The organism is Pseudomonas sp. NPDC089758 (assembly GCF_044748705.1).
Lineage (GTDB): Bacteria > Pseudomonadota > Gammaproteobacteria > Pseudomonadales > Pseudomonadaceae > Aquipseudomonas > Aquipseudomonas putida_X.
Genome location: NZ_JBIVGN010000020.1, coordinates 27,224 through 49,677, shown reverse-complemented (window position 1 = coordinate 49,677; position 22,454 = coordinate 27,224). Strand labels below are relative to the sequence as shown.

Below are 22,454 nucleotides of genomic sequence, written 5' to 3'. Positions count from 1 at the left end.
AAATGCGCGCAGATCTGTTGATTGTCGGTGCTGGTATGGTCGGCAGCGCCTTGGCCTTGGCGTTGCGCCACAGTGGCCTGGAAATACTCCTGCTCGACGGTGGTTCGCTGACGGTGAAGCCGTTTGACAGCGATGCGCCATTCGAGGCGCGGGTCAGCGCCCTCTCGGCGGCCAGCCAGCGCATCCTCGAGCGGTTGGGCGCCTGGGAAGAAATTGCCAAACGGCGTGTTTCGCCCTACTCGGACATGCATGTCTGGGACGGCAGCGGCACTGGGCAGATTCACTTCTCCGCCGCCAGCGTGCACGCGCAGGTGCTTGGCCATATCGTCGAAAACCGGGTGGTGCAGGATGGCCTGCTGGAGCGCCTGCATGACAGCGATATCGGCCTGCTGCCCAACGCCCGCCTGGAGCAGATGCGCCGTTCTGGCGATGAGTGGCTGCTGACCCTGGCCGATGGTCGCCGCCTGCGGGCGCCGCTGGTGGTGGCTGCCGACGGTGCCAATTCGGCGGTGCGGCGCCTGGCCGGCTGCCAGACCCGTGAATGGGATTACCTGCATCACGCCATCGTAACCAGCGTGCGCTGCAGCGCTGCACACCAGGCTACCGCCTGGCAGCGCTTCACCGATGAAGGGCCGCTGGCCTTTTTGCCCTTGTCGCGAGACGGCCAGCAGGGCTGGTGCTCGATCGTGTGGTCGACCACGCCGGAGCAGGCCGAGCAGTTGATGGCGCTGGATGATCACGCTTTCCTCAAGGCCTTGGAGCGTGGCTTCGAGGGGCGACTGGGCCAAGTACTGCACGCCGACCCTCGGGTCTGCGTGCCGTTGCGTCAGCGCCACGCCAAGCGCTACGTGGATGAGGGGCTGGCACTGATCGGTGATGCCGCGCACACCATTCATCCGCTGGCTGGGCAAGGCGTGAACCTGGGTTTTCTCGATGCAGCGGTACTGGCCGAGGTGCTGGCGAAGGCGTGCGAGCGTGGTGAACGGCTGGCCGATGTGAAAGTGCTCAGCCGTTATGAGCGCCGACGCATGCCGCACAACCTGGCGTTGATGGCTGCGATGGAGGGCTTTGAGCGGCTGTTCCAGGCCAATCCGCTGCCGTTGCGCTGGTTGCGCAACAGCGGCCTGAAGCTGGTGCAGCAAATGCCGGAGGCCAAGGCGCTGTTCGTGCGCCAGGCGTTGGGGCTTTCAGGCGACTTGCCGGACCTGGCCAAGCCTTGAGATTGAGGGGCCGCTTTGCGGCCCTTTCGCGACACAGGGCCATTGCTGGAAGCGTCAGCGTACCCTTGCAACATCTGGTAACGGCTGGGTAGGTGAGCGAGAAAATGGGATTCACTACCATTTGCGCCTCTCATACGATTCGAGGAGTGCATCCCATGTTGCCACGCAAGCCCCTACTGGCCGCTCTGGCCCTGACGCTGTTGGGCGGCAACGCCCAGGCGGCGGACGAAGTAGTGGTGTACTCCTCGCGCATCGACGAGCTGATCAAGCCGGTGTTCGACGCCTACACCGCCGAGACCGGCGTCAAGATCAAGTTCATCACCGACAAAGAAGCCCCGCTGATGCAACGCATCAAGGCCGAGGGCGACAACGGGGTGGCCGACCTGCTGCTGACCGTCGATGCCGGTAACCTGTGGCAGGCCGAGCAGATGGGCATCCTGCAGCCTATCGAGTCGACCATCATCGACCAGAACATCCCCGCTCAGTACCGCGCCTCGTCCCATGAATGGACCGGCCTGAGCCTGCGTGCACGGACCATCATCTACTCCACCGAGCGCGTCAAGCCTGAAGAGCTGAGCACCTACGAGGCACTGGCAGACAAGCAGTGGGAAGGGCGCCTGTGCCTGCGCACGGCGAAGAAGGTCTACAACCAGTCGCTGACCGCCACCCTGATCGAGAACCATGGCGAGGCCAAGACCGAACAGATCGTCAAAGGGTGGGTCAACAACCTGTCTACCGACGTGTTCTCTGACGACAACTCGGTTATCCAGGCCATCGAGGCCGGCCAGTGCGATGTGGGGGTGGTGAACACTTACTACTACGGCCGCCTGCACAAGCAGAACCCGGACCTGCCCGTGAAGATCTTCTGGCCTAACCAGGGTGACCGTGGCGTGCACGTCAATCTGTCCGGTATCGGCCTGACCAAGCACGCACCGCATCCGCAAGCGGCCAAGAAGCTGGTGGAGTGGATGACCGGGGAACAGGCGCAAAAGCTGTTCGCCGACATCAACCAGGAGTTCCCGGCCAATCCGAAGGTCCAGCCATCGGACGAGGTCCAGGCATGGGGCAGTTTCAAGGCTGACAGCATCCCGGTCGAAGTGGCAGGCAAACGCCAGGCCGAGGCCATTCGCTTGATGGATCGGGCTGGCTGGAACTAAGCCCCAGGCTTTATCCTTCTGAGGCCCGCAGGGGCCTCTTCGCGGGGCAAGCCCGCGCAGCGGTTGCCATCTGCCACAGAGACAGTTGCCTTGCCCCACGCTCCCCAACGCCGCTGGTACCTCCCGGTCATCCTGATCGCCGCCCTCGTGCTCCTGCCCTTGAGCGTCTTGCTGCTGTCCTGGCAATCGATCGACGTGCAGATCTGGTCGCACCTGCTCGACACCCAGATGAGCCGCCTGCTCGGCAACACATTAACCTTGGTGGCGGGCGTAGGCGTAGGCGTCACCGTGCTCGGCGTTAGCCTGGCCTGGCTCACCAGCCTTTGCCAGTTCCCCGGCAGGCGCTGGCTGGACTGGGCGCTGATGCTGCCGTTTGCCATCCCTGCCTATGTCTTGGCGTTCGTCTTCGTCGGCCTGCTTGATTTCGCCGGCCCCGTGCAGAGCGCCTTGCGTGAAGTGTTCGGGCCCATGCGCCTGCCGCGGGTGCGCTCCACCGGCGGGGTGATTGTGGTACTGGTGCTGGTGTTCTACCCGTATGTCTACCTGCTCGCACGCACGGCATTCCTGGCCCAGGGCAAGGGGCTCATGGAAGCGGCGCGGGTGCTGGGCCTTTCGCCGCTGCAAGCCTTCTGGCGGGTTGCCCTGCCCATGGCGCGGCCGGCCATCGGCGCAGGCATCGCCCTGGCCCTGATGGAGACCTTGGCAGATTTTGGCGCGGTGGCGGTGTTCAATTTCGACACGTTCACCACTGCCATTTACAAGACCTGGTATGGCTTCTTCAGCCTGTCCAGCGCGGCCCAGCTGGCCAGCCTGCTGTTGCTGGCGGTCATGCTGGTGCTGTACGCAGAGCGCCGCGCTCGTGGTGCCTCGCGCAGCGCCAATGAACGCCCTCGGGGTCAGGCCCTCTATCACCTGCGCGGGGTGAAGGCACTGCTGGCCAGTGGCTGGTGCCTGCTGGTATTTGCCTGTGCCTTCGTCATCCCGGTGCTGCAGCTGCTGGTATGGTTCTGGCAGCGTGGGCGGCATGACCTGGACGAGCGCTATGTCAGCCTGGTGCTGCACACCCTGTACCTGGGCGCCATGGCAGCCTTGATCACGGTGTGCGTCGCGCTGGTGTTGGCCTTTGCTCGGCGCCAGGCGCCGACTGGCGGCATCCGTGCCGGGATCGGCCTGGCCAACCTGGGCTATGCCTTGCCCGGCTCTGTGCTGGCGGTTTCGATCATGCTGGCCTTCAGTTACCTGGACAACCACCTGGTGATCCCCCTGTCGACGTGGCTGGGCGGGGCAGGCAAGCCCTTGCTGCTGGGCAGCCTCGCGGCATTGCTGGTGGCCTATCTGGTACGTTTCATCGCCGTGGCCTATGGGCCACTGGAAGGCAGCCTGGAGCGCATCCGCCCGTCGTTGCCCGAGGTTTCACGGAGCCTGGGTGTGGGAGGGGCGAGATTGTTTTTCAAAGTGTATATGCCGCTGCTGGTTCCCGGTGCACTCAGTGCCGCACTGCTGGTCTTCGTCGATGTGCTCAAGGAAATGCCCGCGACGTTGCTGATGCGGCCCTTCGGCTGGGATACCCTCGCCGTACGGGTGTTCGAGATGACCAGTGAAGGCGAGTGGGCCCGTGCCTCACTGCCTGCCTTGACCTTGGTGCTGGTTGGCCTGCTGCCGGTCATCGGCCTGATTCATCGTTCAGCCAGGCGCCCTGGTCACAGTCACTGAGGGTGCCAGCCTGCGCCCTTGCGGCTACAATGCGCGGCATTCGCGCGACGGGTCCTACAAGAAGAGCTGACGACCAAACGTCATCGACCGCCGCCGCTTCGCCACGCCCGGAAGGAGAAACCCATGGGACAGCGCACGCTTTTGTACGACTTGCACCTGGCGCTAGGCGCCAAGACAGTCGATTTCGGTGGCTGGGACATGCCCCTGCACTACGGCTCGCAAGTCGAAGAGCACCATCAGGTGCGCAGTGACTGTGGGGTGTTCGATGTTTCCCACATGACCGTGATCGACATCGATGGCACCGAGGCCACCGTCTGGCTGCAGCGTTTGCTGGCCAATGACGTTGCCCGCCTCGGGAGTGTCGGCAAGGCGTTGTACAGCCCGTTGCTCAACGACGAGGGCGGGGTTATCGATGACCTGATCGTCTACCGCACGGAGAATGGCTACCGGCTGATAACCAATGCCGCTACCCGCGCCAACGTACTGGCGTGGCTGGAGGCCCGCAGTAGCGGCTTTTCGGCCGAATTCAAGGTGCGCCCTGACCTAGCCATTCTCGCCATCCAGGGCCCCCAGGCCCGCGAGAAGGTCGCTGCCTTGCTCAGCGCTTCGCGCGCGGCGCTCATCCGTGAGCTGCGCCCGTTCGAAGGGATCAGCGAGGGCGACTGGTTCATTGCTCGCACCGGCTATACCGGTGAAGACGGGTTGGAAATCATCCTGCCAGGCCATGAGGCCGTGGCCTTCTTCAACGACCTGGTCGGCGCTGGCATCGCCCCCAGTGGCCTTGGCGCCCGCGACACCTTGCGCCTGGAAGCCGGCATGAACCTGTACGGCCAGGACATCGACGAAGCCCACACCCCGCTTACCTCCAACCTGGGCTGGAGCATCGCCTGGGAGCCGGCCGAGCGCGATTTCATCGGTCGCGCTGGCCTGCTGGCGGAAATCGAGCGCGGCGTACAGGACAAATTGGTCGGCCTGGTGCTGGAGGAGCGCGGTGTTTTGCGCGCCCATCAGGTGGTTCGCGTTGCCGGCATTGGCGAAGGGGAGATCACCAGTGGTAGTTTCTCTCCTACGCTGAGCAAATCCATTGCCCTGGCGCGTGTACCCATGGCCACCGGTGATCGTGCCGAGGTCGAGATCCGCGGCAAGTGGTACCCGGTGCGGGTGGTCAAACCGACCTTCGTGCGTCACGGCAAGATTCTGATCTGAACAATCAACGGCGGGCCGACCGCTGACCCAATCGAGGAATACAAGACATGAGCAATATCCCCGCCGATCTGCGTTTTGCCGAAAGCCACGAGTGGGCGCGCCTGGAAACCGACGGCACTGTGACCGTGGGCATCAGCGACCACGCTCAAGAGGCCCTGGGTGATGTGGTGTTCGTGGAGCTGGCAGAGGTTGGCAAAGTATTCGCTGCCGGCGATGCGGCTGGCGTGGTCGAGTCGGTCAAGGCCGCTTCGGATATCTATGCCCCGGTGGGTGGCGAGGTGATCGCGGTCAACGAAGACCTGGCCGACAACCCGGAGCTGCTCAACGAAGACCCTTACGGCGCCTGGATCTTCAAGCTCAAGCCAAGCGACAAGGCCGAGCTGGACAAGCTGCTGGATGCTGATGGTTACCGCGCCGCTATCGGCGAGTGATCATGCTGGCCTCATCGCTGCCTTGCCAGCGATGAGGCCGGTACTGGCGAAGCAAGTTTTCCCGCAGTATCGGCAATCCTTCCTAGACTTATAAGTCTCCACGAGGCCTGGTCTAGGAAGAGAGCGTCGTCATGTCCCAGTCGCCGTCCCTGCATCAACTGCAAGAGCTCAACCCATTCCTGCGTCGTCACCTGGGGCCTGATGCCTCGGAGCAGCAGGCCATGCTCAGCGCCCTGGGCTTGAGCAGCCGCAGCGAGCTGATCGAGCAGACCGTCCCGCCGGATATCCGCTTCAACCGCGACCTCGACCTGCCCGCCGCCTTGGATGAACAGGCTGCGTTGGCCAAGCTCGCCAGTTATGCCGAGCAGAACCAGGTGTGGACCAGCCTGATCGGCATGGGGTACCACGGCACCGTCACGCCAACCGTCATCCTGCGCAACGTGCTGGAGAACCCCGGCTGGTACACCGCCTATACGCCGTACCAGCCAGAAATCGCCCAAGGCCGGCTGGAAGCCCTGCTCAACTTTCAGCAAATGGTCATCGATCTGAGCGGCCTGGCCCTGGCCAATGCCTCACTGCTCGATGAAGCCACCGCCGCAGCCGAAGCCATGGCCTTGGCCAAACGTGTGGCGCGCAACAAGAGCAATGCTTTCTTTGCCGATGAACACTGCCACCCGCAGACACTGTCGGTGTTGCGAACCCGGGCCGAAGGTTTTGGTTTCGAACTGATCGTCGACACTGTGGATAACCTTGCCCAGCACCAGGTATTCGGCGCGTTGCTGCAGTACCCGGATACCCATGGGGAAGTGCGTGACCTGCGCCCGCTGATTGACCAGTTGCACGACCAGCATGCCCTGGCATGCGTGGCCGCAGACCTGTTGAGCCTGGTGCTGCTCACGCCGCCGGGTGAACTTGGTGCAGACGTGGTGCTTGGCTCGACCCAGCGCTTTGGCGTGCCCATGGGCTACGGCGGCCCGCACGCGGCCTATTTTGCCTGCCGTGACGACTACAAGCGGGCGATGCCGGGGCGCATCATCGGTGTGTCGCGTGACGCCCGTGGCAACACCGCCCTGCGAATGGCCCTGCAGACCCGCGAGCAACACATCCGCCGCGAAAAAGCCAACTCCAACATCTGCACGGCGCAGGTACTGCTGGCCAACATCGCCGGTTTCTACGCGGTGTACCACGGCCCTGAGGGCTTGCAGCGCATCGCGCAGCGCGTGCACCGGCTGACTGTCGTGTTGGCTGCCGGCCTTGAGGCCAAGGGCATCAAACGCCTTAACCAGCATTTCTTCGACACCCTTACCCTGGAGGTCGGCGGTGCCCAGGCGGCCATCATCGAAAGTGCGCAAGCGGCGTGCATCAACTTGCGCATTCTGGGCCGCGGCCACCTGGGTGTGAGCCTGGACGAAACGTGCAGCGAAGACACCGTGCTTCAGCTGTTCGACATCTTCCTTGGCGTGGATCACGGCCTTGAGGTTACCGCGCTTGACCAGCAGGCCCTGGCAGTCGGCATTCCCGCCGGGCTGCAACGGCGCACGCCGTTCCTTTCCCACCCTGTGTTCAACCTGCATCACAGCGAAACGCAGATGCTGCGCTACCTCAAGCAGCTGGAGAACAAGGACCTGGCGCTGAACCAATCGATGATCCCGCTGGGTTCCTGCACCATGAAGCTCAACGCCACCAGCGAAATGATCCCCATTACCTGGCCCGGGTTCGCTCAGCTTCATCCCTTTGCGCCCGAAGCTCAGGTCGTGGGTTACACAGCGATGATCGACGAGTTGGAGCGCTGGCTGTGCGCTATTACCGGTTTCGACGCCATCTGCATGCAGCCCAACTCGGGTGCCCAGGGCGAATACGCCGGGCTGATGGCAATCACCCGTTACCACCGCAGCCGTCATCAACACCAGCGCACGCTGTGCCTGATCCCTTCGTCGGCCCACGGCACCAACCCTGCTTCGGCGCAGATGGCAGGCATGGAAGTGGTGATCGTCGACTGCGATGACCACGGCAACGTTGACCTTGGCGACCTCAAGGCCAAGGCCCATGCTGCAGGCGAGCGTCTTTCCTGCCTGATGGTTACCTACCCGTCGACCCATGGTGTGTATGAGGAGGACATACGGGACATCTGTGAAGTCGTTCATAAGCAGGGCGGGCAGGTATACATGGACGGCGCCAACCTCAATGCCCAGGTCGGCCTCACGCGGCCGGCCGACATTGGCGCCGATGTCTCGCACATGAACCTGCACAAGACGTTCTGCATCCCGCACGGCGGCGGGGGCCCCGGCATGGGGCCGATTGGCATCCGCGCGCACCTCAAGCCGTTCGTCGCCAGTCATCCGGTGGTGCCGGTGCCGGGCCTGGACCCGAACAACAGCGCGGTCAGCGCCGCGCCCTGGGGCAGTGCGAGCATCTTGCCGATCAGCTGGATGTACATCGCCATGATGGGGCCGCAACTGGCCGATGCGAGCGAAGTGGCCATCCTGTCGGCCAACTACCTGGCCAGGCAGCTCGAGGGTGCCTTCCCGGTGCTTTACAGAGGCCGAAACCAGCGGGTGGCACATGAGTGCATCCTTGACCTGCGGCCGCTCAAGGCCATTACCGGGATAACGGAAGAGGATGTGGCCAAGCGCCTGATGGACTATGGCTTCCATGCCCCCACCATGTCGTTCCCGGTTCCTGGGACCTTGATGATCGAACCGACAGAGAGCGAGTCCAAAGCCGAGCTGGACCGGTTCGTCGAAGCCATGCTGGCGATCCGCGCGGAGATCGAGGAGGTGCAAGAGGGTCACTGGCCGGCGCAAGACAATCCGCTCAAACATGCCCCGCATACCCTGGCCGATGTGCTGGCGCCGTGGAACCGGCCTTACAGTCTTGAGCAGGCGGTGGCCCCCAGCGCTCACGTGCGCCAGCACAAGTACTGGCCAGCAGTGAACCGGGTCGACAATGTGTACGGGGACAGGAATCTTTTTTGTGCGTGTGTACCGGTGGAGGCGTATCGCTGAGTTGAAACCGGGGCTGCACGGCAGCCCCAGGGCCTTACTCGACTATCGCATTCTTCGCCAGGATGGCATTTGCCAGTTCCATGTCGCTGGCTTGCATGCCTGGGTTCTCAGCCCGCACCTGGCGCATTGCCGCCTCCAGGAACGGCCCACGAATAGCACCTTCACTGGCCACGAAGCTGCCGGCGTCTTCCTGCGCCGCGACGACCAACTTGTGATCTTTGGAGGTCAGGTAGGTCGATGCCGTGGTCGCGCCGGAAGAAATCACGTTGCGCCAGAAGGTATCGGCCATGGCGGAGCCAATGGGCAGCGAAAGCAGGGCAGCGGCTGCGATGGCGGTTGGGAGACGCATGATGAAACACCTCGAAGGGTGAGGGCTGATGGAGCCCGATTTGATTGTGCCTGCGGGGCGCAAGTTCCTCGAAAACAAGGATTTTTTGCTCACGCGCAGACCCGCAGCACTTCCTCTTGGCAGGTCAGCCCACGGGCCACTTTGGCTTCCCCGCAGCGTTTCAGGTCCAGCAACCCTTCGCTCAACGCCTGTAGCCGCAAGCTGGCAAGGTCCGCCCCAGCGCCTATCCGGGCGCGTAGGTTTTCGCTCGGCACCAGCAGCTCGAACAAGCCCGTTCGGCCATGAAAGCCGGTGCCCCGACACATCAGGCAAGGCTGGCCGCTGGCCGATGCTGCGCGGCGCTGGCACTCACGGCAAATCAAGCGCACCAAGCGCTGCGCCATCACCCCACCGAGGGAGGCCTTGATCAGGTAATCGGGCACGCCAAGCTCCAACAGGCGGGTAATGGCAGCACAGCTGTCGTCGGTGTGCAGCGTCGAGAGCACCAGGTGCCCGGTAAGGGCAGCTTGCACGGCTACCAGAGCCGTCTCGCGATCACGGATCTCGCCGATCATGATGATGTCCGGGTCTTGGCGTAACAGCGCGCGTACGCCGTTGGCGAAGCTGAGGTCCAGTGTGGGCTGCACCTGCAGTTGATTGAATGCCGGCTCCAGACGTTCGATCGGGTCCTCGATGGTGCACAGGTTGACCTCGGGCGTGGCCAACTGCTTCAGGCTCGCGTAAAGCGTGCTGGTCTTGCCTGAGCCGGTAGGGCCGGTGACCAGCAGGATGCCTTGACGGCGTTGCAGCAGGGCCAGCCACTGGTGCAGTTGTTCACCTTCCAGCCCCAGGCGGTCGAAGTCTTCCTGTAGCTGTTGTGGGTCGAACAACCGCAGCACCAGCTTTTCGCCAAAGGGGGTGGGCAGCGTAGACAGGCGTAGCTCCACTTCGCGGCCACCTGGCAGGCTGCACTTCACGCGGCCATCCTGCGGGCGGCGTTTCTCCGCGACATCCATGCGGCCCAAGTGCTTCAGGCGGCTGACGACCGCAAGGGTGACGCCGGCCGGGAAGGCGTAGACCGTATGCAGGAGGCCGTCTATGCGATAGCGCAAGCGGCCCTGCTCGCGGCGCGGCTCAAGATGGATGTCGCTGGCGCGCTGTTCGACAGCGTACTGCAGCAGCCAGTCGACGATGTGCACGATATGCGCGTCATCTGCCGTGGCGTTGCCCAGGCGCTTGTCCTGCTCGAGCAATTGCTCGAGCTCACCGAGGCTTGCCGACTGCTGATGCTGGGCGCCTTGCACCGAGTGGGCAAGGCGAAACAGTGACTGGCCCACCTGGCGCAATTGCAGGGGGCTGGCGAACACGCGGCGGATCGGCTTGCCCAGGCTGCGGGCCAGATCGGTTTGCCAGTCACACTGGTAAGGCTGCGCGCTGGCCACGGTGATGCCCAGGCTGTCGCTGGCCAGGATGAGTATGCCGTGGCGCTGGGCGAACGCTGGCGATATCAGCCCGTTGACCTTGGACAGGTCGAGTTGCAGTGGGTCGATACGTTCATAGGGCTGGCCGACTGTTCTGGCGAGCCATTGGCACAGGCTGTCCAGGTGCAGGCGCTGGCCGGGGTGCCGGCGGTCTTGGAGTTCCAGCGCCGCTACGGCTTCGAGCGGATGGCAAGGTGGCCGTGCGTTGGCGTATTCGAGTACTTGCCAGGCGTCGCTGGCGCTCAGGAGCTGGTCGGCTTGCAACGTGTCCAGTACGCGTTTGAGGTCGAGGGATTGATCGTCAGGGTTGTGCATGGCGGCGTCCGTGCCAGGTTATGAGGTCCTGATCAAGGCTAGCCGGGTGGGCGGGTTCGAGCGTGGGTGAAAGGTTTCGGGATCTTGCCGGGCTGGTCGTAGTACTGTCGTGCGCAGAGTGGTGTCGGCTGGTACTCCCATCACCTTGGAGCTGCGCGCCGTCGTCTACCCTATACGGGGCGCTGCCGGGGGCTTTCAGATGGGCTGTGCAACCATTCGTTCTTTTTTTCGAACAGCCTATTGTCCTATACCCCAGCAGCCGCTTAGCATTCGTTTGAGATTTCAAACGCTCGATGCCCTGCCTTGGGCGCTTTTCAACAATCAACAATTCGGGAAGCCGACATGCAGCTCAAAGACGCTCAGTTGTTCCGCCAGCAAGCCTTCATCAATGGTGAATGGCTGGATGCGGACAGCGGCCAGACCATCAATGTGACCAACCCGGCCACAGGTGAAGTCATCGGTACCGTGCCGAAGATGGGCACTGCGGAAACCCGCCGCGCCATCGAAGCTGCCGACAAGGCCCTGCCGGCCTGGCGTGCTCTGACCGCCAAAGAGCGCTCGAACAAGCTGCGCCGCTGGTTCGAACTGATGATCGAGAACCAGGACGACCTGGCTCGCCTGATGACCACCGAACAAGGCAAGCCACTGGCCGAAGCCAAAGGCGAAATCGCTTACGCAGCCTCGTTCATCGAGTGGTTCGCCGAAGAAGCCAAGCGCGTTTACGGTGATACCATCCCAGGCCACCAGCCTGACAAGCGCCTGATCGTCATCAAGCAGCCGATCGGTGTTACCGCGGCCATCACCCCGTGGAACTTCCCGGCGGCGATGATCACCCGTAAAGCCGGCCCGGCCCTGGCCGCTGGCTGCACCATGGTGCTCAAGCCTGCTTCGCAAACCCCTTACTCTGCCCTGGCCCTGGTCGAGCTGGCTACCCGTGCCGGCATCCCGGCTGGTGTGCTGAGCGTGGTGACCGGCAGCGCTGGCGAAGTCGGCGGCGAGCTGACCGGCAACTCCCTGGTGCGCAAACTGTCCTTCACCGGCTCGACCGAAATCGGTCGCCAGCTGATGGAAGAATGTGCCAAGGACATCAAGAAGGTTTCCCTGGAGCTGGGTGGCAACGCCCCGTTCATCGTGTTCGACGATGCCGACCTGGACAAGGCGGTAGAAGGCGCGATCATCTCCAAATACCGCAACAACGGCCAGACCTGCGTTTGCGCCAACCGTATCTACGTGCAGGACGGCGTCTACGATGCCTTCGCCGAGAAGCTCAAGGCCGCTGTGGCCAAGCTGAAGATCGGTAACGGCCTGGACGACGGCACCACCACCGGCCCGCTGATCGATGGCAAGGCCGTCGCCAAGGTTCAGGAGCACATCGAGGACGCCGTCTCCAAAGGCGCCAAGGTGCTGTCCGGTGGCAAGCTGATCGAAGGCAACTTCTTCGAGCCGACCATTCTGGTCGACGTGCCGAAGACCGCTGCCGTCGCCAAGGAAGAGACCTTCGGCCCGCTGGCGCCGCTGTTCCGCTTCAAGGACGAGGCCGAAGTCATCGCCATGTCCAACGACACCGAGTTCGGCCTGGCCTCGTACTTCTATGCCCGCGACATGAGCCGTGTGTTCCGTGTTGCCGAGGCGCTGGAATACGGCATGGTGGGTATCAACACCGGCCTGATCTCCAACGAAGTCGCGCCGTTTGGCGGTATCAAGGCTTCGGGCCTGGGCCGTGAAGGTTCCAAGTACGGTATCGAGGACTACCTCGAAATCAAGTACCTGTGCATCAGCGTCTGATGCGCTAAAGGCTTTACCTCTGCCAGCGGGGCGCGAGAGCGACGTCTCGCTGGCTTTTTTGACATCGCAGCACCTGGTGGCCAGGGCGTTCACGGCAGTCGATCAACGAATACTGTTCGCGAGCACTCCCAGCCACCCCCGAATAAAAGCGCCGCTGATCGGCGCAAATGAGGGCATTATGAGCAAGACCAACGAATCCTTGATGCAACGTCGTGTAGCCGCCGTCCCGCGTGGCGTAGGCCAGATCCACCCGATCTTCGTCGAAAGCGCGAAGAACTCGACCGTGATCGACGTTGAAGGCCGCGAACTGATCGACTTCGCCGGCGGCATCGCAGTCCTGAACACCGGCCATCTGCACCCTAAAGTGGTTGCCGCTGTTCAAGAGCAGCTGACCAAAGTCAGCCACACCTGCTTCCAGGTACTGGCTTACGAGCCTTACGTAGAGCTGTGCGAGAAGATCAACAAACTGGTCCCAGGTGACTTCGACAAGAAGACCCTGCTGGTTTCCACCGGCTCCGAAGCCGTTGAGAACGCCGTGAAAATCGCCCGTGCCGCCACTGGCCGTGCTGGCGTGATCGCCTTCACCGGCGGCTATCACGGCCGCACCATGATGACCTTGGGCCTGACCGGCAAGGTTGTACCGTACTCCGCTGGCATGGGCCTGATGCCTGGCGGCATCTTCCGCGCCCTGTTCCCGAGCGAACTGCACGGGGTCAGCGTTGACGACGCCATCGCTTCGGTCGAGCGCATCTTCAAGAACGACGCCGAGCCGCGCGACATCGCCGCGATCATCCTCGAGCCGGTACAGGGCGAAGGCGGCTTCCTGCCAGCGCCTAAAGAGCTGATGAAGCGCCTGCGCGCCCTGTGCGACCAGCACGGTATTCTGCTGATCGCCGACGAAGTACAGACTGGCGCTGGCCGTACCGGCACCTTCTTCGCCATGGAACAGATGGGTGTAGCGCCGGACCTGACCACCTTCGCCAAATCCATTGCTGGCGGTTTCCCGCTGGCCGGCGTTTGCGGCAAGGCCGAGATCATGGACGCCATCGCTCCGGGCGGCCTGGGCGGTACTTACGCCGGTTCGCCGATCGCCTGCGCCGCGGCTCTGGCCGTGATTCAGGTGTTCGAGGAAGAGAAGCTGCTGGACCGCAGCAAGGCAGTAGGTGAGCACCTGACCACCGGCCTGCGCAAGATCCAGGAAAAGCACCCGATCATTGGCGATGTCCGTGGTCTGGGTTCGATGATCGCTGTGGAAGTCTTCGAAAAAGGCACCCACACGCCGAACGCCGCCGCCGTTGCTCAAGTGGTTGCCAAAGCGCGCGACAAGGGCCTGATCCTGCTGTCCTGCGGCACCTACGGCAACGTCCTGCGTATCCTGGTTCCGCTGACCGCCGAAGATGAGCTGCTCGACAAGGGCCTGGCCATCATCGAAGAGTGCTTCGCTGAACTGGCCTGATGTGACAGGCTTCATAAAAAAACCCGCCTAGGCGGGTTTTTTTTGTGCCTAACAAAGGGCTGTGGCGCTATGGTTGTCACAGGACTTGCCTTGGAAGCTGCAACGGATTGCGTGTCAGGGATATTCAGGAGTTGGCCATGAGCGCTGCAGACCCCACCCCACCTTGCGTACTGATTGCCGAAGGCGACCCTTGGGTGCGCGACATGCTGCGTGAGATGTTGCTCAGCGTGCGCTGTGATGCCCGGCTGCAGGTATGCGCCGATGGCTCCCAGGCGCTCACGGCATTGGCCAGCAAGCCTGACCTGATCATCGCCGCCCGTGAGCTTGCAGGTGTCGATGGCCTGGACCTGTTGCGCAAGGTGCGCGCCAAGGGGCCGGGGTTGCCGTTCATTCTCATGAGCAGCCGCAGTGACAGTGCCAGCGTGCGTGAGGCGCTGCCGCTGCACCCCACGGCTTACCTGAGCAAGCCACTGAACATGGACAACCTGCGCAAGCGTCTGGAAGAGCTGCTGCTTGAAGTGGGTGAGCAAATTGCCTGCCCGGTGCCGCCGTTGCAGCCTGGGGCAAGCCTGCCGGCCTTCCTTGAGCAGCGCCGCGCCACCGCCGATGGCGGGCCGCTGTTCGCGGATGTGCAGGTGGCGATCAAGCGCGCGCTGAACCCTCAGGGGCTGGACCTCAAGGTGCTCGAAGAGGAGGTGCGCAACGACCCGCAGGTGACTGCCGTACTGATCGCTGCCGCCAACAGTGCTGCCCTGCACCGCGATGCACCGGTGCAGACCTTGCTACAAGCCCTGAACAAGCTTGGCAGCACGCAGAGCATGAACCTGATCTTGGGCCTGGCCCTCAAGCGCAGCGCCCGCCTGACCGATCCGCTGCTGGCGCAGCAGGCGGCGCATTTCTGGAACTTGTCGCTGCATACCGCCGAATACGCGCGTTCGCTGGCGCGCATGCTCGAACTCGACGAAGAGCTGTGTTACTGCGCCGGGCTGCTGCACTGCCTGGGTGACCTTGCGGTGCTGCGCTGCCTGCAGGAATGGCGGCTGGCCGGTGGGGAACTGCACGATGGCCTGGTGCAGGCGTCACTGAGCGACTTCGGTGCAGCGTTCGGCTCGGCACTGCGAACCCGCTGGCGCTTGCCGCTGGGCCTGCGCGAGCTGATCGCGGCAATCTATCAGTTGGGTGGTGGGGTTTATTCCCGGGAGATCCTGGCCATGAACCTGGCCGGGCAACTGGCGCGACTGCCGGCGAGCCAAGGGTTGGAGAGGGTTGCCGAGAGCAAGACCGCGCGCTTGCTCAAGGTTGGGTTGGCGCAATTGAGCCGGTTGCGCAAGGTGGAGAATCCAGAGGTAAAACCGCAGGAGCAAGAACCGCCTGTGGCTGAGGAGGGGGTACGTAACTGAGTTTTTGGGTGCCGCTGTGCGCACCCAATGGTTCAGCCCCGCACGATCTGGTTCTTGCCCTGCCGCTTGGCCCGGTACATCGCCGCATCAGCCCGGGCGAAGAGGCTGTCCAGTGAGTCATCCTCATCCGTGAGCCCGGTCAGCCCCTGGCTTACCGTCACGCCATACACCTGCTCGCCATGGCTGAAGCTCAGCCGCTGAATCTCGCGCTGCAGGCGCTCGGCGATCTGCTCGGCGACCTGCGCATTGCAGCCGGGGAACACCGCAGCAAACTCCTCGCCACCAATACGCCCGAACAGGTCGCCGCGGCGCAGCACCGCCTTGCCGCTGTCGGCGATGCGTTGCAGCACCTGATCGCCTTCCTGATGGCCATAGCTGTCGTTGATCTGCTTGAAATCGTCGATATCCAGCAGCAGGAATGCCAGGGGTGTGCCGTCTTCGCGTGCGTTGTCGAAGGCTTGGCCTGCACATTCGAAAAAGTGCCGACGGTTGCTGCTTTGGGTCAGCACGTCGGTGGTGGCCAGGCGATGCAGTTCGCCTTCAAGCTGCTTCTTTTCGGTGATGTCCTCGGCAATGCCGACGATGATCACCCGCTCACCTTCATGCTGCTGGTTGATGTAGCACTTGTCACTCAGCCAGCGCACTTGGCCGTTTGCATTGAGGATGCGGTATTCGCGGTCTTCAACCGCGCCTTTGATCAGCACCTGGGTCAGGCTGCGCTCGGCGTACTCCAGGTCATCGGGGTAGATGCTATCGCGCCATTCGTTGAAGTCGGCCAACACCAGGCTGGTAGGCCGGCCGAAAATGCGCTCGTAGGCGGGGCTGACGTAGAGCACCTGGCGTGTTTCCCAGTCGAACGCCCAGAGCACCGCATTGACGCTGTCGAGCAACGAGCTGTAGAGCTGTTCACGTTCGCTCAGGCGAGCCACTTCGCCTTGGGCATGCAGCAAGGCCAGCAGTGTTTGGGCTGCCTCGGGAGCTGAATTGCCGGGCAGCGTTGGATGGATGTTCTTGGCCATGTGCACGGAGTGGCTCTCGACGGGTAAGCGTGCGGCCACAGACCGGCCCGCCACGCGGGCGATGTGCCGGGTTTGAGTGGTTTTTCAGAGGGGAAGTTCCAGCAAGCACGCCCCGTTGCAGGGCGTGCCGATCAACGGTGGTCAGGCGCCGTGCGGGCGCAGGGAGTAGGTTTTCAATTGCGCTGCAAAGTCGTGCAGTGCATGAATGCCACTGGCCTCCGCCTCGTGTACCCAGTCTTTCATGGCGGCGAGCATGTCGTGGCCGTTGGCGCTGGTACGGGCCCAGATCTGCTGCAAGGCCAAACGCTTTTCATAGATGGTCTTGAGTGCCTGGCTCTGCGCCAGCAGGGACTCGATGCGCACATGGTGACGCTCTTCGAGCAGGCTGGGTTCCCGCGACAGCAGGCGTTTGGCCCGGCGGAAGCGATGGCGTACCGAGGCGTCGACCTTGGCCAGTTCCTGCTTGACCAGCGGGCCGATCACCAGCTTGCGGTATTGGGCCATGATCTGGAAGCGGTTGTTGAGGATGGCCATGGTGGTGTCCATGTCCAGGTTGGCCTTGCCCTCGACGCGGTGGGCGATGGGGGCCACGCGTTGCACTTTGGCCAGGCGCAGCAGGCACAACAGGCGTATCCAGGCCCAGCCCATATCGAACTCCCAGCGCTTGACCGACAGCTTGGCCGAGTTGGGGTAGGTGTGGTGATTGTTGTGCAGTTCTTCGCCACCGATGACGATGCCCCATGGCACCAGGTTGGTCGCCGCGTCACGGCACTCGAAGTTGCGGTAGCCCACCGCATGGCCCAAGCCGTTGACCACCCCCGCTGCCCAGAACGGAATCCACATCATCTGCACCGCCCAGATGGTGATGCCGATGGTGCCGAACAGCAGCAGGTCGAGCACTGCCAGCAGGGCGATACCGCCATGTTTGTAGCGTGAGTAGAGGTTGCGTTCGATCCAGTCGTCCGGGCAATTTTTGCCATAGATCCGCAGGGTTTCGGGGTTGAGCGCTTCTTCCCGGTAGAGTTCGGCGCCCTTGCGCAGCACCGTGCCCAGGCCTTTGTGCACCGGGCTGTGCGGGTCGTCCGGGGTTTCGCACTTGGCGTGGTGCTTGCGGTGAACGGCTGTCCACTCGCGGGTGTTCTGCGCCGTGGTCAGCCACAGCCAGAAGCGGAAGAAGTGCTTGAGCGCGCCATTGAGCTCCAGGGCGCGGTGGGCCGAGTAGCGGTGCAGGTAGATGGTGACACTGATGATGGTCACGTGAGTCATCAGCAGGGTAACGCCAACCAGTTGCCAGGCCGACAAGTCGAGCAGACCGTAATACCACATAGGTGTGAAAGCCCTCGAAGAAACAGGGAAAGGCCTGATTATCCCTTGGTAGGGAAATAAAACCAGTCACCCTTTCAGATAGGACGTCACTGCATGTTTCTGGCTCTATAATGCCCCATCATTTTTCATGGACTTTTGTTGCCGACATGTCTGTTTCCGTTCGCGACGCCTTGCGCATGGCCGCGCTGTATCTGGTGCTCTCGATCCTCTGGCTGGTACTGTCAGAGGTGGTTTTGCGCAGTATGTCTGAAGATCCCCTGGCCTTGGCCGTAGGGCGGCAGATCAATGTTGTCCTTTGGGTGCTGGCCAGCGCGGCGCTGATTTTCTTCACCCGGGCCCGTCTGCTCAATTTCATCGGCGTCGGCGCACGTCTTCGCAGCGAGGACCGCGCCCGTCTGCGCATGGCCGCAGCCGTGTTCGACTGTACCCTGGAGGGCGTGCTGGTCACCGACCGCCAAGGGCTGATCGTGCACGTCAACCGCGCGTTCATGCGGATCACCGGCTACCAGCAGGATGAAGTGCTCGGCCAGCGCCCGAGCAAGTTCAAGTCCGGCCGGCACGGCGTGCCGTTCTATCAGCAGATTTATGCCACCCTGGCAGAGAAGGGCGAGTGGAGCGGGGAGATATGGAACCGGCGCAAGAGTGGTGAAATCTACCCGCAATGGCAGACGATCCGTGCCATTCACGACGATGCCGGCGAGCTGACCCATTATGTCGCGGTATTCAGCGATATCAGCGCAATCAAGCATACCGAGCAGGAACTGGCCTACCTGGCCCACCACGACCCCCTTACCGGCTTGCCCAACCGTTTGCTGTTCAACGACCGGGCCGAGCAGGCACTGGCTTCGGCACAGGCCAACAAGCGTGGATGTGCGTTGTTGCTGCTCGATCTGGACCACTTCCAGAGCATCAACGATGGGCTAGGCCACACCATCGGTGATCAGCTGCTCAAGCTGGTAGGCGAGCGTCTGGCCGAGGTGGTTGGCAATGGTGTGACCTTGGCGCGCCTGGGCGGTGACGAGTTCGGTGTGCTGGCGGAGAACTGCCAGCAGGTCGGCCAGGCCGGCAAACTGGCACAGGCCCTCATCGAACGCATGCGTGAACCGTTCGAGTTCGATGGGCATCGGCTGTTCATCAGCGTCAGCGTCGGCATCAGCCTGTTCCCCAGCGATGCGTTGAGCGCCGAACAGCTGCTGCGCAACGCCGACTCGGCGCTGTACAAGGCCAAGCACAATGGCCGCGCCTGTTACGCGCTGTACACCGAAGAGCTGACGGCGCACGCCCAGCACCGGGTGGAAACGGCAGGCGAACTGCGCCGCGCGCTGGCCCAAGACGAGCTGCGGGTGTTCTACCAGCCGGTGTTCGACCTGTTCACGTCGAAGATGGTGGGGGTGGAGGCACTGGTGCGTTGGCAGCACCCGCAACGTGGCTTGGTGCCGCCAAGCGAATTCATTCCTATCGCCGAGCGTACTGGGCTGATTGCCGACATCGACGCCTGGGTAATGCGCGAGGCGTGCCGGCAGATGGTCAGTTGGCAGGCTGACGGGCGCCTGCTCGAGTTCGTCGCAGTCAACATTTCCAGCCGGCTGTTCGGCCAGCGTGAGCTTTACCGGCAAGTGGCCGGTGTGTTGCACGAGACCGGCCTGGATCCGTCGCTGCTGGAGGTCGAGGTGACCGAGAGTGCAGTCATGGAAGACCCTGAAGTCGCGCTGGAGCAGCTGCACCGGTTGCGTGAGCTGGGCTTGAACCTGGCAATCGACGACTTTGGCACCGGCTATTCGTCGTTGCTGCGGCTCAAGCGCCTGCCGGTGCAGAAGCTGAAGATCGACCAGGGCTTCGTCGCCGGCTTGCCGATGGATGACGATGACGTCGCCATCGTGCGGGTGATCATCGCCCTGGCGCGGAGCATGGGCATGCAGGTGCACGCTGAAGGCATCGAGCAGGCGGAGCAAGCCAGGTTCCTGCTCGAGCAGCAGTGCCAGCTGGGGCAGGGCTACTGGTTCGGGCGACCCGTGCCGGCCGAGGATTTGCGCTGGCAGTGAGCAGGTCCGGCACGGTGACGCCCCCAGGGCTGCTGCGCAGCCCATCGCCGGCAAGCCGGCTCCCACCGCGACCGCGCAGTTCTTCAGGCCTGCGCTTTACCTGTGGAGGCAACTGTCTTGCTCAACTTCTAAAAGCCGGCGCAATCCATGTGGGGGCCGGCTTGCCGGCGATGGGGCCAGTGAACCGAATGCAGATCACTCGGAAGCCGCAGTCCCGAGAAACTTGCGCAAGAACTGTCGAGTCCGCTCTTGCTTGGGGTCGGCAAACAGGGCCTTGGCCTCGCCCTGCTCGACGATCACCCCCTTGTCGAAGAAGATCACCCGGTTAGCCACATCACGCGCAAAGCTCATCTCGTGGGTGACGATGATCATGGTGCGCTTTTCTTCGGCCAGGCCGCGGATGGTCGCCAGCACTTCGCCGACCAGCTCAGGGTCCAGCGCCGAGGTGGGTTCATCGAACAGGATCACCTCAGGTTCCATGGCCAGCGCCCGGGCGATTGCAACGCGCTGTTGCTGCCCGCCGGAAAGGCGTTTGGGGTAGGCGTCTTCCTTGCCCGCCAGCCCGACCTTGGCCAGCAGCTTGCGGCCCAGCTCCATGGCTTGCGCGCGGGGTGTCTTCTTGACGATCACCGGGCCTTCCATCACGTTCTCCAGCGCGGTGCGATGAGGGAACAGGTTGAAGCTCTGGAACACGAAGCCGGCCTGCTGGCGCAAACGGCGAATGGCACTTTGCTGGTTGCCAAGCGGACGGTTGGCATCGATGCTGATGGCACCGATCTGGATGCGCCCGGCGTCAGGCGTTTCCAGCAGGTTCAGGCAACGCAGGAAGGTAGTCTTGCCCGAGCCGCTGGGGCCGATGATGGCCACCACTTCGCCCGGTTGCACGGTCAGATCGATGCCGTTGAGCACGGTCTGGCCTTTGAACTGCTTGGTCAGGCCTTCTACTACGATCATCTTCAGTGCTCCTGATCGTGCTGGTTGACCCGCGCTTCCATGCGGTTCTGGAAGTGCGCGAGGATGCTGCAGAGGATCCAGTACACCACCGCAACGGCCAGGTACATGGTGAAAACTTCGAAGGTCCGCGCAGTAATCAGCTGCGCCTGGCGGAACAGTTCGGGCACCTGGATGGTCGCCGCCAGGGCGGTGTCCTTGACCAGGGATATGAAGCTGTTACCCAGCGGCGGCAATGCCGTGCGCAGGGCTTGCGGCAGGATCGCCCGGCGCATGGCCTGGGTGCGGGTCATGCCAATGCTGGCGGCTGCTTCCCACTGGCCACGGTCGATCGAGGAGATCGCCGCACGCAGGATTTCGCAGATGTACGCGGCCATGTTCAGCGACAGGCCAATCAGCGAGGCCGGGATGGGGTCGAGTTCGATGCCGATCTGCGGCATGCCGAAATAGATCACGAACAGCTGCACCAGCAGCGGCGTGCCCCGGAAGAACGACACATAAATGCGTGCCAGCCAGTCCAGCGGCAGGATCTTCGACAGGCGCATCAGTGCCAGGGCAAAACCCAACACCAGGCCGAAGAACATGCCGCCGACACTCAGCAGCACTGTGTAACCCGCGCCCTTGAGCAGGAAGGGCGCGGAGTCGACAACGAGTTGCAGGCTTTCAGCGATCATTGGGTGACATCGGCACCGAAGTACTTCTCGGACAGCTTGGCCAGGGTGCCGTCGGCCTTGAGCTTGTCGATGGCCTTGTTGATGGCTGCCAGCAGCTCAGGCTCACCCTTGCGCAGGGCCACGCCGCTTTCCAGGCGCGAGAAGGCGTCGCCGGCAAGCTGGGTATCCTTGGCTTTTTGCGCGTATTCCAGGGCGGCCAGGCGGTCGATCAGGATGGCGTCGATACGGCCGTTGCGCAGGTCGGCGAACTTGCTCGGGTCATCTTCATAGGTGCGCACTTCAGCGTTCGGAACGTCCTGCTTCACCCACTGTTCGTAATTGGTGCCCAGGCCCACGCCGACCTTCTTGCCAGCCAGATCCTGCGCGGTCTTGATGTTCAACTGCTCGGCTTTTTTCTTCAGGATCAGCGCCTGGATGCCGGAGACGGTGTAAGGCTCGGAGAAGTCGTACTTCTTCTTGCGCTCCTCGGAGATGGTCACTTGGTTGACCACCACGTCCAGGCGTTTGGATTCCAGCGCTGCAAGGATGCCATCCCATTTGGTCGGCTGGATCTTGGCCTTGACGCCCAGTTCCTTGGCCAGCAGTTCCGAAAGCTCGACCTCGAAGCCGGCAAGCTTGCCGTTTTCATCCTGGAAACTGAACGGCGGGTAGGTGCCTTCGAGGCCGACGTTGATCACGCCTTTTTCCTGGATGGTTTTCAGTTGCTCGCCGGCGAATGCCTGGCTGAACAGACCGGTGCCCAGCAGGATGGCCAGGCTGGCATTGAGAAGCGGTTTGGCGAATTTCGACATGTCAGGCCCCGCGCTTGTTGTGGAAGTGGTGGGTGGCGACTATAGGGTTGACTTCATAGGCCAGGAAATAATAAAAACTTATTTTGTTATTTCCTTTTTTATCTCTGCCAGGGTTCGGCTGCTTTGAGGGTAGGCGACGATGCCGGGTACGTCG

Annotated in this window: 17 protein-coding genes; 10 read left to right on the top strand and 7 right to left on the bottom strand. The window is 62.8% G+C overall.

The genetic code is table 11. The annotated features are described in order from the left end of the window. Positions 1–2: 2 nt before the first annotated feature. The 6 genes from ACIPZH_RS22600 to gcvP all read left to right on the top strand — a co-directional run bounded on the left by ACIPZH_RS22600 (position 3) and on the right by gcvP (position 8,732). Positions 3–1,220, top strand: coding sequence for a 2-octaprenyl-3-methyl-6-methoxy-1,4-benzoquinol hydroxylase (locus tag ACIPZH_RS22600; RefSeq protein WP_267824132.1), 1,218 nt, complete (start codon positions 3–5; stop codon positions 1,218–1,220). 155 nt (positions 1,221–1,375) lie between these two features. Further along, positions 1,376–2,377: an extracellular solute-binding protein gene (locus ACIPZH_RS22595; RefSeq protein ID WP_400637926.1), complete on the top strand. Its 1,002-nt coding sequence runs from the start codon at positions 1,376–1,378 to the stop codon at positions 2,375–2,377. 90 nt (positions 2,378–2,467) lie between these two features. After that, on the top strand, positions 2,468–4,090 hold the full coding sequence (locus tag ACIPZH_RS22590; protein ID WP_400637924.1) for an ABC transporter permease: 1,623 nt from the start codon (positions 2,468–2,470) through the stop codon (positions 4,088–4,090). 123 nt (positions 4,091–4,213) lie between these two features. Then, the gene (gene gcvT / locus ACIPZH_RS22585) at positions 4,214–5,296 is read left to right on the top strand and encodes a glycine cleavage system aminomethyltransferase GcvT (RefSeq protein WP_241805490.1); all 1,083 of its coding nucleotides are present in this window, start codon (positions 4,214–4,216) and stop codon (positions 5,294–5,296) included. Between the two features lie 47 nt (positions 5,297–5,343). Beyond that, on the top strand, positions 5,344–5,727 hold the full coding sequence (gene gcvH, locus ACIPZH_RS22580) for a glycine cleavage system protein GcvH (protein WP_241805491.1): 384 nt from the start codon (positions 5,344–5,346) through the stop codon (positions 5,725–5,727). A gap of 131 nt (positions 5,728–5,858) precedes the next feature. Next, entirely contained in the window at positions 5,859–8,732 is a 2,874-nt protein-coding gene (gene gcvP, locus ACIPZH_RS22575; protein ID WP_400637923.1) for an aminomethyl-transferring glycine dehydrogenase, read from the top strand. A 34-nt stretch (positions 8,733–8,766) separates the two neighbouring features. On the opposite strand, the gene ACIPZH_RS22570 is transcribed toward gcvP, so the two are convergent. Next, the gene (locus ACIPZH_RS22570) at positions 8,767–9,081 is read right to left on the bottom strand and encodes a DUF2388 domain-containing protein (protein ID WP_400629516.1); all 315 of its coding nucleotides are present in this window, start codon (positions 9,079–9,081) and stop codon (positions 8,767–8,769) included. Between the two features lie 89 nt (positions 9,082–9,170). Next, on the bottom strand, positions 9,171–10,856 hold the full coding sequence (locus ACIPZH_RS22565) for a GspE/PulE family protein (protein ID WP_400637921.1): 1,686 nt from the start codon (positions 10,854–10,856) through the stop codon (positions 9,171–9,173). A 342-nt stretch (positions 10,857–11,198) separates the two neighbouring features. On the opposite strand from ACIPZH_RS22565, the gene gabD reads away from it, so the two are divergent. The 3 genes from gabD to ACIPZH_RS22550 all read left to right on the top strand — a co-directional run bounded on the left by gabD (position 11,199) and on the right by ACIPZH_RS22550 (position 15,497). Then, positions 11,199–12,641: an NADP-dependent succinate-semialdehyde dehydrogenase gene (gabD, locus tag ACIPZH_RS22560; RefSeq protein ID WP_349976004.1), complete on the top strand. Its 1,443-nt coding sequence runs from the start codon at positions 11,199–11,201 to the stop codon at positions 12,639–12,641. A 178-nt stretch (positions 12,642–12,819) separates the two neighbouring features. Beyond that, complete coding sequence (gene gabT, locus ACIPZH_RS22555; protein ID WP_039601890.1) at positions 12,820–14,097, top strand: 4-aminobutyrate--2-oxoglutarate transaminase; 1,278 nt, start codon at positions 12,820–12,822, stop codon at positions 14,095–14,097. Between the two features lie 137 nt (positions 14,098–14,234). Next, positions 14,235–15,497, top strand: coding sequence for an HDOD domain-containing protein (locus ACIPZH_RS22550; RefSeq protein ID WP_400637920.1), 1,263 nt, complete (start codon positions 14,235–14,237; stop codon positions 15,495–15,497). A 32-nt stretch (positions 15,498–15,529) separates the two neighbouring features. Here ACIPZH_RS22550 and ACIPZH_RS22545 read toward each other — a convergent pair whose 3' ends face one another. Then, complete coding sequence (locus tag ACIPZH_RS22545) at positions 15,530–16,516, bottom strand: GGDEF domain-containing protein (protein ID WP_400637949.1); 987 nt, start codon at positions 16,514–16,516, stop codon at positions 15,530–15,532. A gap of 141 nt (positions 16,517–16,657) precedes the next feature. Beyond that, positions 16,658–17,842: a delta-9 fatty acid desaturase DesA gene (gene desA / locus ACIPZH_RS22540; RefSeq protein ID WP_349976001.1), complete on the bottom strand. Its 1,185-nt coding sequence runs from the start codon at positions 17,840–17,842 to the stop codon at positions 16,658–16,660. Positions 17,843–17,988: 146 nt separating this feature from the next. Between desA and dibA the strand changes: the two genes are divergently transcribed. Beyond that, complete coding sequence (dibA, locus tag ACIPZH_RS22535) at positions 17,989–19,884, top strand: phosphodiesterase DibA (protein WP_400637918.1); 1,896 nt, start codon at positions 17,989–17,991, stop codon at positions 19,882–19,884. A gap of 195 nt (positions 19,885–20,079) precedes the next feature. Here the strand turns inward: dibA and tcyN are convergent, their stop codons facing one another. The 3 genes from tcyN to tcyJ are packed head-to-tail and all read right to left on the bottom strand — an operon-like array spanning position 20,080 to position 22,300. Beyond that, entirely contained in the window at positions 20,080–20,838 is a 759-nt protein-coding gene (gene tcyN, locus ACIPZH_RS22530) for an L-cystine ABC transporter ATP-binding protein TcyN (RefSeq protein ID WP_400629505.1), read from the bottom strand. A gap of 2 nt (positions 20,839–20,840) precedes the next feature. Further along, positions 20,841–21,509, bottom strand: a complete 669-nt coding sequence (gene tcyL, locus ACIPZH_RS22525) for a cystine ABC transporter permease (RefSeq protein WP_012316742.1) — start codon at positions 21,507–21,509, stop codon at positions 20,841–20,843. Next, on the bottom strand, positions 21,506–22,300 hold the full coding sequence (gene tcyJ, locus ACIPZH_RS22520) for a cystine ABC transporter substrate-binding protein (protein WP_267819493.1): 795 nt from the start codon (positions 22,298–22,300) through the stop codon (positions 21,506–21,508). The genes tcyL and tcyJ overlap by 4 nt, the downstream gene beginning before the upstream one ends. Between the last annotated feature and the right edge of the window lie 154 nt (positions 22,301–22,454).